18 protein-coding genes are annotated in these 12,186 nt (G+C 35.0%); 6 read left to right on the forward strand and 12 right to left on the reverse strand.

Translation table 11 applies throughout. The features are described from left to right. Positions 1-106 precede the first annotated feature (106 nt). The 12 genes from AA0Y26_RS12900 to AA0Y26_RS12955 form a co-directional block, all read right to left on the reverse strand. A complete protein-coding gene (locus tag AA0Y26_RS12900; protein WP_413362263.1) occupies positions 107-784 on the reverse strand; it encodes a DUF2290 domain-containing protein in 678 nt (225 codons plus the stop codon). 6 nt (positions 785-790) lie between these two features. Beyond that, positions 791-2,890: a DEAD/DEAH box helicase gene (locus tag AA0Y26_RS12905; protein ID WP_413362265.1), complete on the reverse strand. Its 2,100-nt coding sequence runs from the start codon at positions 2,888-2,890 to the stop codon at positions 791-793. Between the two features lie 188 nt (positions 2,891-3,078). Continuing rightward, positions 3,079-3,276: an XtrA/YqaO family protein gene (locus AA0Y26_RS12910; protein WP_413362267.1), complete on the reverse strand. Its 198-nt coding sequence runs from the start codon at positions 3,274-3,276 to the stop codon at positions 3,079-3,081. An 86-nt stretch (positions 3,277-3,362) separates the two neighbouring features. Further along, complete coding sequence (locus AA0Y26_RS12915; RefSeq protein WP_413362269.1) at positions 3,363-3,581, reverse strand: hypothetical protein; 219 nt, start codon at positions 3,579-3,581, stop codon at positions 3,363-3,365. A gap of 44 nt (positions 3,582-3,625) precedes the next feature. Continuing rightward, on the reverse strand, positions 3,626-4,222 hold the full coding sequence (locus tag AA0Y26_RS12920; protein ID WP_413362271.1) for a hypothetical protein: 597 nt from the start codon (positions 4,220-4,222) through the stop codon (positions 3,626-3,628). A gap of 34 nt (positions 4,223-4,256) precedes the next feature. Continuing rightward, the gene (locus AA0Y26_RS12925; RefSeq protein WP_413362273.1) at positions 4,257-4,487 is read right to left on the reverse strand and encodes a hypothetical protein; all 231 of its coding nucleotides are present in this window, start codon (positions 4,485-4,487) and stop codon (positions 4,257-4,259) included. Further along, a complete protein-coding gene (locus AA0Y26_RS12930; protein ID WP_413362275.1) occupies positions 4,484-5,368 on the reverse strand; it encodes a DnaD domain protein in 885 nt (294 codons plus the stop codon). The genes AA0Y26_RS12925 and AA0Y26_RS12930 overlap by 4 nt, the downstream gene beginning before the upstream one ends. Then, positions 5,365-6,006 carry an ORF6N domain-containing protein gene (locus AA0Y26_RS12935; RefSeq protein ID WP_413362277.1) on the reverse strand — a complete coding sequence of 214 codons (642 nt, stop codon included), beginning with the start codon at positions 6,004-6,006 and terminating at the stop codon, positions 5,365-5,367. The genes AA0Y26_RS12930 and AA0Y26_RS12935 overlap by 4 nt, the downstream gene beginning before the upstream one ends. Positions 6,007-6,106: 100 nt before the next feature. Further along, complete coding sequence (locus AA0Y26_RS12940) at positions 6,107-6,292, reverse strand: hypothetical protein (protein WP_413362279.1); 186 nt, start codon at positions 6,290-6,292, stop codon at positions 6,107-6,109. Between the two features lie 186 nt (positions 6,293-6,478). Continuing rightward, complete coding sequence (locus tag AA0Y26_RS12945; protein WP_413362281.1) at positions 6,479-6,748, reverse strand: helix-turn-helix domain-containing protein; 270 nt, start codon at positions 6,746-6,748, stop codon at positions 6,479-6,481. Positions 6,749-6,902: 154 nt separating this feature from the next. Further along, positions 6,903-7,199, reverse strand: coding sequence for a DNA-binding protein (locus AA0Y26_RS12950; RefSeq protein ID WP_413362283.1), 297 nt, complete (start codon positions 7,197-7,199; stop codon positions 6,903-6,905). 71 nt (positions 7,200-7,270) lie between these two features. Then, positions 7,271-7,486, reverse strand: a complete 216-nt coding sequence (locus AA0Y26_RS12955) for an XRE family transcriptional regulator (RefSeq protein ID WP_413362285.1) — start codon at positions 7,484-7,486, stop codon at positions 7,271-7,273. 177 nt (positions 7,487-7,663) lie between these two features. Here AA0Y26_RS12955 and AA0Y26_RS12960 point away from each other — a divergent pair, with 177 nt between their 5' ends. The 6 genes from AA0Y26_RS12960 to AA0Y26_RS12985 all read left to right on the forward strand — a co-directional run bounded on the left by AA0Y26_RS12960 (position 7,664) and on the right by AA0Y26_RS12985 (position 11,975). Next, the gene (locus AA0Y26_RS12960; protein WP_413362287.1) at positions 7,664-8,029 is read left to right on the forward strand and encodes a helix-turn-helix domain-containing protein; all 366 of its coding nucleotides are present in this window, start codon (positions 7,664-7,666) and stop codon (positions 8,027-8,029) included. 260 nt (positions 8,030-8,289) lie between these two features. After that, positions 8,290-9,261: a hypothetical protein gene (locus AA0Y26_RS12965; protein ID WP_413362289.1), complete on the forward strand. Its 972-nt coding sequence runs from the start codon at positions 8,290-8,292 to the stop codon at positions 9,259-9,261. Between the two features lie 13 nt (positions 9,262-9,274). Then, positions 9,275-9,811 (forward strand): hypothetical protein, encoded by a 537-nt coding sequence (locus AA0Y26_RS12970; RefSeq protein ID WP_413362291.1) that lies wholly within the window; start codon positions 9,275-9,277, stop codon positions 9,809-9,811. Positions 9,812-9,917: 106 nt separating this feature from the next. Then, positions 9,918-10,406: an ImmA/IrrE family metallo-endopeptidase gene (locus AA0Y26_RS12975; RefSeq protein ID WP_413362293.1), complete on the forward strand. Its 489-nt coding sequence runs from the start codon at positions 9,918-9,920 to the stop codon at positions 10,404-10,406. Positions 10,407-10,465: 59 nt separating this feature from the next. Further along, positions 10,466-10,840: a helix-turn-helix domain-containing protein gene (locus AA0Y26_RS12980; RefSeq protein WP_413362295.1), complete on the forward strand. Its 375-nt coding sequence runs from the start codon at positions 10,466-10,468 to the stop codon at positions 10,838-10,840. Continuing rightward, positions 10,830-11,975 (forward strand): tyrosine-type recombinase/integrase, encoded by a 1,146-nt coding sequence (locus tag AA0Y26_RS12985; protein ID WP_413362297.1) that lies wholly within the window; start codon positions 10,830-10,832, stop codon positions 11,973-11,975. The genes AA0Y26_RS12980 and AA0Y26_RS12985 overlap by 11 nt, the downstream gene beginning before the upstream one ends. Positions 11,976-12,186 lie beyond the last annotated feature (211 nt).

A 12,186-nucleotide genomic window follows, 5' to 3' on the forward strand; every position in this document is an offset into this window, starting at 1 on the left:
GAATAGAAACAGTCCAAATCCAATAAAAAAGAGGACAACAAAAGACGGCAGCGTTTTGCTGCTATCAATTGTTGTCCTCCAGATGGCTGGTAGAACTTATTTTTAATTAAAAGTTAAAATGAAGTAATTTCTCTTCATTTGAAGAAATTGTTCTGTTGAAATTATTGCTACTATTAAAATCTAGCCCTAAATCTTTCATAGCGCTGTGATAGAAGTTCCTTATTACAAAATCTATAAATTTCTTCGGGGTTATAGGTCCACTTGAAGGTATTCTACATGACTCAAATTGGCCAAATGTAACATGGCTTTTAGCATGATCCATTTCCACATATAATTTTGAATCTACATCAAAATCAAACCTAAAAATGGTTGGTAAGGTATTCTTTTTTAAAATATCTGCATATAAATCAAATTTACTGTATAATTCGTGGTCTTCTTCTAAAGGTTTTAAATTAATACATGGAAAGAAGCCTAACCTATGAGATGAAATATTATTTCTACTATCAAATTTATACATCATTTGTATTAAAGAGCCATCTATCAATTTTATAGTATAATTTTCATCTTGCTCCAAAGTGTTATAAATATCTTCATAATCAATATTTTTCAAAACAATAGAAAGATCCTTAGCCTCTCCCCAACTAACTATCTTATTCTTTCCTACATTCCTTATACTAGTAAAATTTTGATTAATACTTAATCCAGCACCAATTAGCTGTATAATTATTTCATCTATTTCTTTTTTTGTCTCTTCTGCTCCTATTATTATTTTCTTTGAACACATTTTCCATTATTCACCCAATTCTTTTTTCCATGCTTCCAAAAGTTCCTGGGGAATATCCTCCAAGAATAATTCTCCACTTTTTAGAGCAGTAAGTATCTTAGACATTTCTAGAGTTGTATGTTGAATAAACTTTTCTGCAAAAACTGTTTTATCTCTATTAACAATATTCATTTTCTTTCTTTCTTCTTCTGTTGGATACACAAAATCCAATGCGAAATTTTTATTTTTTAATAATTTATATTCGTTTTCTAAGAGGCTCATTTCCTTTCCAACCCCTGTTATTCGCACCCATGCCTTGCTTCGTGTTATAGCTGTAAATAAGATATTCCTTTTTTTCGCTAATTCTCTTCCGTCATAGCATTCTTGGGCATTTATAACATAGACCATGGCTGCTTCATTACCTTTTGCACGATATATACCCGTAAAAGTAATAGAATCTTTTTCAGAAAAAATATCAGGATTAGCTGCTCCTGCCACATGACTATTGATATCTTTTTCGTACAATATCTTTCTAACCGCCCCTACTTCTGTTTGAGTTGTCATTGGCTCTGTATGGATTACCATAATATCTTGGTACCTTAACTCATCTACTTTTATATTTTTTTCAATTTCATCTGCAATCCATTGCGCTTGCTCCATTTTAGAATTAAATGTTTTAATATTAATTAAATCATCAATAGGAGAATGTTCTTCTAAAAACATTGGGCTAGCCTTTTCGGTACGCTTAAGTACTACTCTTTTACCGTCTTGTAAAGCACTATTTACTGGTTCATAGCCAACTTCTTTCCACAAATTTTTATTACCGAACATTTGTACCATAGGTTTTTTATAAATACCAAAACCTAATGAATGGGCGGTAGCTAGGATAGGTCGTGAATTTCGATAGCATGTTTCTAATATAATATCTGCTTTTGGTTTCCCTTCTTCATTTGTTAATATTACTCTTGGTTCTCCGTTTTCATCTACTCCAAAAATTTCTTCTGGCGTAGGCATACTACGTTTATTCAATGTTTGTAATTCATCGTAAGCATAAATTAACATTTTTGGTTCTTTTAATATTTCATAACATAGCTTTAAAAAACTTGGCGAAAAATCCTGAGCTTCATCTACTAGAATTACATCATAAAGTTTTTTATAATCAGGAATTGTACTTATAGCAATATCTACTATTGCACCAAATTGATTATCCCCGTATGGTTGTAGATTTTTAGCAGAGTTTAAATCATGATATTCTATACCATGTGTTTTACAGACATTATAATAGATGCCTTCAGACTTCGGGCTTCCCCAAGCTTGTATAATTCTCACCTTTTCCCAATCTACTTCCTCCCTTTGCAGTTCATAAGTAAATCTAGAGATCAAATCTTCAAATTGCTTTTTTAATGCTCGCGTGTTAAAGGTTACCGCTATATTCCATTGAGGATTTTTTACATGAAGATAAGCTACTTTTAATGCAAGTATAATTGTCTTTCCGGAACCAGCCAAACCTCTTATTCGTTGAGGACCGTTAACTGTTTCAATTACTGCTGCACTCTGCTTAAGGTCTAGGTTAGCGATTGTTTGTTCTAATAATTTTAACTTAGCTCCTTTAGAATCTTCTCTTGTAACATTTTGCCGTTTTGGGTTATTTCTAATTTTAGTAACAGCCTGTATTGATTGCACTAATAAGCTGTAATATTCATTATCCTCCCATTCTAAATCGCTAATGTATTCTCTTAAATTTTCATGGCTTGGATTTATAATAACATCGTCTTGGTCCTCATCAGTCTGCCAAGCATTTGCATATGTTACAACATTGATATCAACCATTAATTTTCTCTTCTTAACCAAACCATTATAATCTTTTAATTTTACTTCTAATTTATTGTATATTTCATCTCTTTCAGCTTCCCTATCCTCAAATACAGTTCCCTCTACTAAATCAAATGCAATCAAGCCATATTTGGGCGATACAAAAATAGCGTCTAGATTTATGGCACCATCAACACTTCCTATAATCGGATATCCTAAATAAAGAAATCCTTCTTCCTGCAATTCCTCGAAAAATTGTATTAAGTCAAGGGCAACAGCATTCTTTTTTATCGCACCTCTTATTATATTGACCATAAATTCCACTCCTACTCTTACTATCTTATTTAAAAGAGCCCTTTGTTAAAGGTTAAGAATATATTTTATAACTTATGAAAAATCATTACAAATTATATCTGAACATATTATCTTAAATTAAATTTATTATAGCTCTTCCTTTTTGCAATATATTATTTTTAATCAACACTTCTAATTAGACAATACTTTTAAAACTCTTCTCCTTCGTCCCACTTTACTCTTTTAACAGCTCCTTGATGTGTAATTATCTTAGTTTCCGCAAACAAGGGAAGTTCCGCAAATTTAGCTTTCCCACTTGAAAGAATAATTACACAGCTATTAGGTAGTTCCATTATATCAAGCGCTAGCTTCCCATCAACATTTATTTTCAACTCTTGCATTCTCATACAGACACCCCTCTGATATAATTAAATGGACAGAATCAAAGGGTTGTCCTAAATCTAAGCTACGGTTGCAGCCGTAGCTTTTCTTTTTAACCTGTTACTAATAAACCACTTAAAAATTCATAGCAGCATAATTTATCTTTAAAACCTAAATGGACATCCTCGTTCTCCACCTCATAAAATTTGTCGGTTAAACGTACTATGTGATCTTCTATTTGAATCTCTTCATCTAATTGGAGCTGTTCTAGCCTTTGATAAATAGGATCGTCTTGTAAACCAATGATTTCATAAATATTTATGTTATTCATGGAAACCTCCTTTTCTAGGCATTATTCTCAAAGTGCCAGGTAAGTTAAATTGCTAGTTGGTATTCTTGTTTCAACACTTCCGCTAAAATTGGTGCAACTTTTTTGCAAAAAGTTAAGCATTTCCAATCTCTTTCGTATTTGATAAAATCCTCAAACCAAGGTTCATTAGAAATAATGTTGTGTTCAATCATCTTGCCTAACCAGCCATTCCAAACACCATATAAGTTTGCTTCTGTCATTTCGTTTTCTGCTTGTAAACGCTCGATTTCATCCCACATGTCCTCTGTGTCATATCTATCTATTTCACGACGACGTCTTGCTTCTAAAAGTAACTTTTTAAGGTGGTTGCCAGTCTTTTCAGTGTCGATGAATTTTCCCTTTGAGTAATCTGCTAGTTTTCCGTATAAATATTCGTATTTATGAGCAAATACATCGATTAAGAACTTGATGAAATTGTCACTTGGCGCTCCCCAACAATGCGTATACGATTCACCACCATATAAAATTACAGTGAAACGATTTGATGTTTCATCCACTATCAATTCGCAAAAATCATGTCCGTTAGTATGGGATGGCTCTAGTACTACCTTGATTTTACAAATCGTGCTACTCTCAATATTTCTTACACCTTTAATCTTCATGAATATTTCCATCTCCTTTGCTACACAATTTGTTTCAACTACTCCACTTAATCCGAAACCTTGTTCTCGGCTCTTTCACAGGTTTCAATTTAGGTCCTTCTACAACGTTCCTGAAGTTCGCCACAGTTAAGTTAGTGTCGATGTTCAACTCTTTTTGGGTTGCTACGGAAACCTCCACAATGATGCATGTCGATTTTACTTTTATGATTTTTCCGTCATACACTTTGCTGCCACGTTTGAACTTTACTTGTTCTCCGTAGTTCATGAAAGATTTCCTCCTAGCTTTGCCAAGATTTTCTGTCGCTCTTTTTTGAAATCAACGTCTGTATGGTCAGCTGGTTGTGCAATTGGTGGAGATAAGGATTGTTCGTTACGTGTAGTAAACCACGCTGGTACAACTTCTTGGCGCCCTTGTGATTTACGTGGTGGCTGCCTGCGTTGTTGTTTTTGAACTTCGTAACGAAGTTTATCTGCTTGTACGTCGTCAATCGTTTTTAAGCGTTTGTTGCTCCAGTCTTTTAAAATTGTTTCAACGTAGTTCCAGCGAATCGCATTATTTTCTATAGCTAGTTTCATAGCATGGATGACAAGATCTTCGGATAAGTCATCTATCCAGGAATTTACTTTTTCTTGTACATATGCTGATAGTGTGCCGAATCCATTTTGCTCGTAGAAGGCAAATGCATTGGCTGTTTTCGGTTGTTCAGGCGTAGCCTTATTATCATCATTTAGTAATTTATTATTTAGTAAATCATTATTTAGTTTATTATTAGTTATTAGTGACGGGTTTTCCGTTAACGGTTCTTCCGTTGCCGGATTTACCGTCGACGGATTTTCAGTCAACGGTTGTTTATTTGGTGTTTCGAAAACTAAAAATACTGTCCCGCCAAATTTGCCTCGCTCCGATCTGGCCTGCTCCTTCTGGATGTACCCTGCTTCCTGCAGCTCCTTCACTATGCTTTTAGTAGCGTCTCTCCCGTTCTTGCTACGATTAGTTAAATCCTGGATGTTAAACGTCCAATCGTTTGGCAAGGAAAGCATATATGCCAACAGCCCTTTCGACTGCCAACTGATTTCTGCATTATTTAAAAACCCCTTGTCCAACACAACAAAGTTTTCTGTCTTATTGATTCTAAAAGTGGTCACAGCATAGGCCTCCCTTCCCAATGAGCAACGAAGCGCAGCGCATCTTGTAACTGATGCTGCTTAATATCGCGATAAGATCCAACTTGATAACGATCTTTAAGAGCTGAATAAATGGCACGAAATAAATTGTTTCTCTCTGACTGCTTCACTGTTGTTTTATATACACGTTCACCTACTGCACGCTGCAAGCGTTTCTGCTCACCCGAATGCAATGTCACCTGTTGCAACTGCTGTTCAATCTCTTCTACTCGTTTTTCCAATGCCATGAAACGTTCTGCATCGTAAGGTAAAGCAGGAGTGGCATGCTGTTGTGAAAGTTCAAAGTATTGATTCGTCAGCAATGAATAGGCCGCCCAAGCGCTTTCTGTGCTCAAAGATTTAGCAAGCAGGAAAGCCCCCTGCTCTGTCCACAAATAAAGAACCGATACAAATTTAAGGGTAGCGTCATTTTGTCGCCCGCCTTTAAAGCTTTTTAATTCCTCACCTGAAAGTGCATAGTAATGTATACCTTCCAGAAACTTTTCTTTATTTCGCTGAAAGTTGCGCATCAATGCCTTACTTTCAACACCGTATGCATCGGCGACCTGGGTAGTTGTTAATACACGCTGATTGGCATGCTGAATATGTGCTAATTCCATCTTTAACTCTCCCTTTAGAGGCTAGCGACAAATTGTCGCCGCCCTTCTTTAATCTAACAATTAGCGTTGGATAATTTGATAACTGTTACTGAAGGCATGACTAATTGCCGCCACCCTCGCTTAACATTTCAATGGCATCACGAATTGCCCCAACTCTGGCTGATTGCATAGACCATATTGCAGCCGCTTTTGCATAGTGCTTGTTGCCCTCTGCATTTTCCATATCCATCAAGAAGTCTGCTAGCAGCTCCTCTTCTTCTGCTAAAAATTGTTTCATCTTGTCCATTCGTTGTATCACCCATTCTTTTTTGATATAATGGAAGAACATAATATTTACTGATGACTCAGCGAAAAGTAATCAGTCTGGTACAAGTGCTCCGCTAAAGCACTTGTGCTTTTTTTTATGTTCTTCCTCATCTTCCTTCTCCTTTGATCACATTGAGTAAATTAAAAACTTGCAAAGCCTTATTATTTAGATAAACCAAATCACAATCGCTCCTACAATTGGCAACAGCTGATGTAAAATTGTTAATCCATCCATCCCATAAAGAAAGGCTATTGCTACCTCTGGACTGTTCGTTAATCGAAACCATTCTGCAAAGGTATTCGCATCAGGTACTTTGTGATCGTGCTCAAATTTTGAAATACATGCCTGTGTTCTGTTCATTCTATGAGCTAACTCCTCCTGAGAAAGGTTCGCTCTCTCGCGGCATGCTTTCATTAAAGTCCCTAATTTCACCATTTTTTCACCTCCCTTCAATTCCAAAGTGGAATACCCATAAACCATTAACTTGGTTAAAATTAGCTTATGAAGATAAACCAAAACCTCTTGAATTCCCTCGAAAGAAGAGCCTCACGTTTATCCACTAGGGTAACGACATTTTGGCGCTACCCTATCAGCCCACTTTAAAAGGTTTTGAATTCCTTTGAATCCATTGTGTATTATCTTCAATCCAGCGTATCAATAAATGAGTAGGAATTAACACGCCTGCTTCACGCATAACCGGGAAATCAGCTCTACTTAATAATTCAGAAGCCTTTGTATCCCCTATCCGTAGAAAATCCTTCAACTCTTCTCGTGTAAGCATTGCTGGCAATTCCTGAATGGTAACAGGCTTTTGTTCCCTAACAGCTTGTAACTCTTCCCGAATGATTTTTCGAAACTCTTCGAGGTCAAATTGAACGTTTAGCATTTTTTCACCTCCTTTCAAGGCCTGCGATAAATTGACATTCACTCGCTAATTAGAATTACCATTTTGGCAATTTAAATTTCAAAAAAAAGCTCGTTAACTGGAACTGATAAGATAACAGAGATTTTTGCAATGTCATCTGCACTCATTTTACGAATTCCATTTTCTTTATAGTAGTAACCTTGATAACCTTTATAACCCATAAACTTCGACATTTCCTCAATAGAAATATCTTTTTGGCTTCTTTTTTGCTTAATTAATTCAAGATTAACTACCAAAGTTTTTTTCATATTAAACACCTCCAAAAATTACCTTATGGGTAACTTTAAATTAAATATAAATTACCAATTTGGCAAAGTCAACATTTATTTACCTTTTTGGTAACTCTGTTTTTTACCATTGCGGTAAATGGTAATATTAAACTAATAATTAATATTAAATAATATAAATAAAAGACGGTGAGTTGTTTGGAATCATTAGGCTATCGTATTAAATATTTACGAGAACGTAATAATATTTCCCAAATTGAATTCGCTAAAAAAATTGGCGTTTCCAATACAGTTTTATCAAGATATGAAAGTGGAGATCGAAAACCTGATTACGATACCCTACATTTGATAGCTGATTTCTTTGATGTCAGTACCGATTATCTTCTTGGACGCACAGATAAGCATGCACTTACACCACAAGAAAAAGAGGAACAAGAATTCCAAGCATTCATTAGTGATCCCGAGCTTGGCGTTTGGTATAAAGAGCTACCAAAATCGGATGAAGAAGAACTTCGCAAACTACGTACCATTTGGGAAATGATTAAAGCAGAAAAAAATAAATAGGCATACCAGTCAACTGGCTGCCTATTTTTTATAAACACACATGTAAAAATTATACTTTTATGTAATCAATAATACTTATCGAAGGGGCCATTCTTATATGAATTTTGTAATGTTAGATTTTGAAACAGCTAACTCTAATCAAAGTATTATATATTCTATCGGACAAGCTAAATGCAGTGAAATTGTTGATTTAATTAGTAATTTGGATTACACATTCCATTCAAACGTAACATAGAATACGTATTACTTGATTGTAGAAGATGATGGCAAGACCATTAGTATTGTTCATGAGAATGATTTTTAGGATGTTATATAAAACATCATTAACAGTTATAATGTTTGGAGGTCTTCATTTGCGTAGCAAAAAATACTATTTAGCAAAATTGAGTATTAGTGAAAATATATTTTCTTCCACTGAAAAAAGAGATACAATTATCAATAAATATATACCGGAAGCGATTCTTAACAAAGACACAGTAATAGAATATGAAAAGTATAACTTTAAGATTACTGATACAAAAGAATATAAATTGCAAGACTCAAATTATATATCTGGAAATCTAAGTCGTTTCAGGAAAATGACAGCTACCATTTTAGATGGAGACCATACTAGAGAGAAAACTTTCGAAGATGTTCAAGCTATTCCTGTAGATTTTCTTTATAACATCCAGAAAGAGGTTGTTGCTTTTCGAACTTGTGCCGAGATTAATTCGGATAAATTTATTGAAAACTTTAAAAGAATAGTTGAGGCAGATACTAGAATCGGTGACGTTAAGTTAATTCCTTATACAGCTGCTAATAGTATTCGTGGCTTTTTTGAAGAAGTAGATGTGGTAACTCAAATTAACTTTAATTTAATTAAACCAAATAATCCAGGTGAAAAAGAATATTATGATTTCGAACGAATCATTGATGATAATAATCTTAGAGAATTAGACATTAATATGTCTAATGAGAATGGCATAATGTATAAAAAAGAAGGCACTAATGAATTTACAGATACTATTGAAAGCGGAATTTCATTAACAGAAAGTGCTTATGGTACAGTTGAAGTAAAGGGTTATAACATAATCGAATCAACAGTGCCAGGTAAGCGCAAGGATCGAAAACAAAAAAGAAAATCTTTCAGGTCAGCTACCTCCGCGAATTACCCTAGGTTTTTTAAAACAAAAGAGGTAGAAACTTTCAAAATTTTAAAGAGAGTCCATCAAGAAATTAAAAACCTATTTTAAAGAGGTGTAAAAAATGCGTAGAAAGACGGGGGATAAGTATAAAGAAACTACATTTTTAGGTATGTTCAGAATAAGTGGACTAAAATTAGTTTTTAACTTAACCCTATTAAATTCTCTAATAGTTATTATAATAATCCATAGTATTTTTAGTGAGTTTAATCTTAATAATTTTAGTATATACACCCCTGAATTAGCAAAAGACTTTTATAATAGAATCTCAAGTATGAGCGCCTCGATATTTGGTATAGTTATAGCTTCCCTAGCAGTTTCTATGACAGTTTTTAACCAGAAAATTTTAGCTCCTCTTGAAAAAACAAAATTACTACATAAATTTCTATTTCCTTTTTGGTATCTCATTGTTCTGTGGGGGGCTGTAATTATTATTTCTACATTTGCTCCCTATTTGTATAATATAGATACTATAAATTCCACAGTATTAAATTCAATTTTGTTATTTGAATTTTGGCTATTTATTTATTCGTTATTTTTCGCCATTAAAATTACTGGATTACTTATTAGATTATTTTTACAGAATGCTAGAGTGTTATAGATCTTTAATAAAAGGTATTTAATTATTCCTCCACTACCAAATAGTGGGGGTTTATTATATACTAATACAGAACATTTGTTCCTATTAGATTTTTGGAGTTGATTAATTGATACATCATCAGACATACACAGAATCTTACGTAGCAACTTTATATGAAAGGATTAATATACAGACACCACTGCAACTTGATTTTCAGTTGATCGCTCACCGGCTGGGCATAAAAGTGTTTTATTGGCCAGAGCAAAGCCAGGCCCTGTTCTTTAAAGATACAGGCTATATCATGCTGAACAATACCCTCTCGCCCCAGCAGCAATGGCAAGACTTTACCCATGAATTAGGACACGTATTATTACATACTGGCAGCCAAACACGTCTGCCAAAATCATTTGTAGAATATCAGGAATTTAAGGCAAAGCAATTTATGCTGCATGCGTCTGTGCCGACTTTCATGTTAGAAAATTTAGCCTTGTCAGACGCAACACAACCCAACATTTTATTAGTGCAGCAGTTGTTTAATGTAGAAGAAGAAATTGCTACGAAACGTTTAAACAGCTACTTGGAGCGTAAGTGGGATATTCTGAATCGGAATATTTGATTTCATGATGAGTAGCTATACTGATACTGAATAGGATAAGCATTCAGGAGGTGAATTAGATGAATCTGCAGCAACTATTGAAAACACTACGTGCTGAAGAATCTGTTCCAACTGCTGCAAAGCGAATTGGTATCTCAGCTGGTTATTTACGCAACTTGGAGCGTGGTTATGATCCGCAGCGATCAAACAAGCCACTGAACCCCTCCCCTATTACACTAAATAAGATTGCAGAGGCCTATAAGGTCGATTATCAAATGATAGCTGAAGCAGCTGGAATTGAGGTGAAAGCTGAACAAAATGAGTTCATCCCCTTTCATGATGAACCTCTAATACATCATTGGTATACTAACCTCCCTTCGGAAGATATTCAAGAGGTGAAAAAGCTGTATGGTATATGGAAACTAATGAAAGGAGAGAATCTAGATGTTTTTTGAGCAGATTAATAAAACTACGTGGAGATGTGTCGCAGACGGACCACGGCACCCAGTTACCGGGAAACGTAAGCAGATAAGCCGCAGAGGAAAAACTAAAGCTGAAGCGAAAAGACGAGTGGAAGAAGCTATCGAACAAACATATCAGGCTGTTAATTACAATAGCAAAATCACTTATGCTCAATTTGCGCAGAATTGGCTCAAACTATATCGCTTAAAAGGCAACAAAGAAACCACCGTCGAACATCGCGCCTATTGTTTAAAGCTTGCGGGCCAATCCATTGAAAATGTAAGAGTGTCGAACCTTACTTCTAAGCAGCTGCAAGATGTTTTAAATGAACTATTTGAAAGTGGCACTGCTTATAATACACTCAGAGGCACACATAATGCATTACGTATGCTGTTCCAACATGCCTATGAAATGGGGTTAACAGGAACCAATATTGCAGCGCCCCTATTTGTGCCAAAAGAGAAGGCGAAATTAGTTGAGGACATCGATGAAGAAACAAGGGCTCTTTATCTAGAAGCAGATGAATTAAAACAGCTTTTAGCAATGGCCGATACCCATAAAAATGTTTTATTTCGAACATTAACGTATGTCATTGCTTTTACGGGAATGCGCCCAGGCGAAGCTATTGGACTAAAACTAAAAGACATCGATTTGGAGAATAAGCAAATCCATATAACAAAGACCGTCTATGCAAAGAAAAGTGTGCGTGGCGATTTTGAACTCACTCCCCCAAAGACAAAGAAGGCTCTCCGTACCATAGATATTGATGATATTGTAGTTGAGAAGATAAATTACTTGTATGAATTTCGAAAAAATAAAGACTGGCTACCATCGGAATTTGCCTTCAGTGGCTCAGACGGCCTTCTTCCCACTGTGAAGATCCTCAATCAATATATTAGGCGTTTGGGGCAGAAAACAGGCATCCAGAAGCGTTTCAGGACTTATATTTTGCGCCATACCCATATAAGCTTATTAGCAGAAGCTGGCGTCGATCTCCAATACATTATGAATCGTGTTGGCCACAAAGATTCTAATATCACTACACGTATTTACCTGCATGTTACGAAGGGAATGCGAGAGGCTGCAGCTGAGAAGATGCATTTGAGGTTTAGTGAGTTGTTGAAGTAAAAAGCAAAGGGAGTTTACCCTATAAACATTTCCCGGGAATAAAGGTTGATTAAAAACGCTATCTAATGCTTATTTAATAGTAATTGCGTAAACGCCATTTTGAAAAAGAAGTAATCAAAATGGCGTTTTTCATTTAATTTAAGTATAAGACTTTTATGAAAAGATTAAATGATTTTCTAGGAGTGTTGCTTTACAATAGAGCCTTTTAATG

Source organism: Lysinibacillus canaveralius, assembly GCF_047301505.1.
GTDB lineage: Bacteria > Bacillota > Bacilli > Bacillales_A > Planococcaceae > Lysinibacillus_B.

Coding starts and splice junctions, on each gene's coding strand:
- AA0Y26_RS12900 (WP_413362263.1), bottom strand. CDS start 784: ATGTGTTCAAAGAAAATAATAATAGGAGCAGAAGAGACAAAAAAAGAA.
- AA0Y26_RS12905 (WP_413362265.1), bottom strand. CDS start 2,890: ATGGTCAATATAATAAGAGGTGCGATAAAAAAGAATGCTGTTGCCCTT.
- AA0Y26_RS12910 (WP_413362267.1), bottom strand. CDS start 3,276: ATGAGAATGCAAGAGTTGAAAATAAATGTTGATGGGAAGCTAGCGCTT.
- AA0Y26_RS12915 (WP_413362269.1), bottom strand. CDS start 3,581: ATGAATAACATAAATATTTATGAAATCATTGGTTTACAAGACGATCCT.
- AA0Y26_RS12920 (WP_413362271.1), bottom strand. CDS start 4,222: ATGAAGATTAAAGGTGTAAGAAATATTGAGAGTAGCACGATTTGTAAA.
- AA0Y26_RS12925 (WP_413362273.1), bottom strand. CDS start 4,487: ATGAACTACGGAGAACAAGTAAAGTTCAAACGTGGCAGCAAAGTGTAT.
- AA0Y26_RS12935 (WP_413362277.1), bottom strand. CDS start 6,006: ATGGAATTAGCACATATTCAGCATGCCAATCAGCGTGTATTAACAACT.
- AA0Y26_RS12940 (WP_413362279.1), bottom strand. CDS start 6,292: ATGGACAAGATGAAACAATTTTTAGCAGAAGAAGAGGAGCTGCTAGCA.
- AA0Y26_RS12945 (WP_413362281.1), bottom strand. CDS start 6,748: ATGGTGAAATTAGGGACTTTAATGAAAGCATGCCGCGAGAGAGCGAAC.
- AA0Y26_RS12950 (WP_413362283.1), bottom strand. CDS start 7,199: ATGCTAAACGTTCAATTTGACCTCGAAGAGTTTCGAAAAATCATTCGG.
- AA0Y26_RS12955 (WP_413362285.1), bottom strand. CDS start 7,486: ATGAAAAAAACTTTGGTAGTTAATCTTGAATTAATTAAGCAAAAAAGA.
- AA0Y26_RS12965 (WP_413362289.1), top strand. CDS start 8,290: ATGATGGCAAGACCATTAGTATTGTTCATGAGAATGATTTTTAGGATG.
- AA0Y26_RS12970 (WP_413362291.1), top strand. CDS start 9,275: ATGCGTAGAAAGACGGGGGATAAGTATAAAGAAACTACATTTTTAGGT.
- AA0Y26_RS12980 (WP_413362295.1), top strand. CDS start 10,466: ATGAATCTGCAGCAACTATTGAAAACACTACGTGCTGAAGAATCTGTT.
- AA0Y26_RS12985 (WP_413362297.1), top strand. CDS start 10,830: ATGTTTTTTGAGCAGATTAATAAAACTACGTGGAGATGTGTCGCAGAC.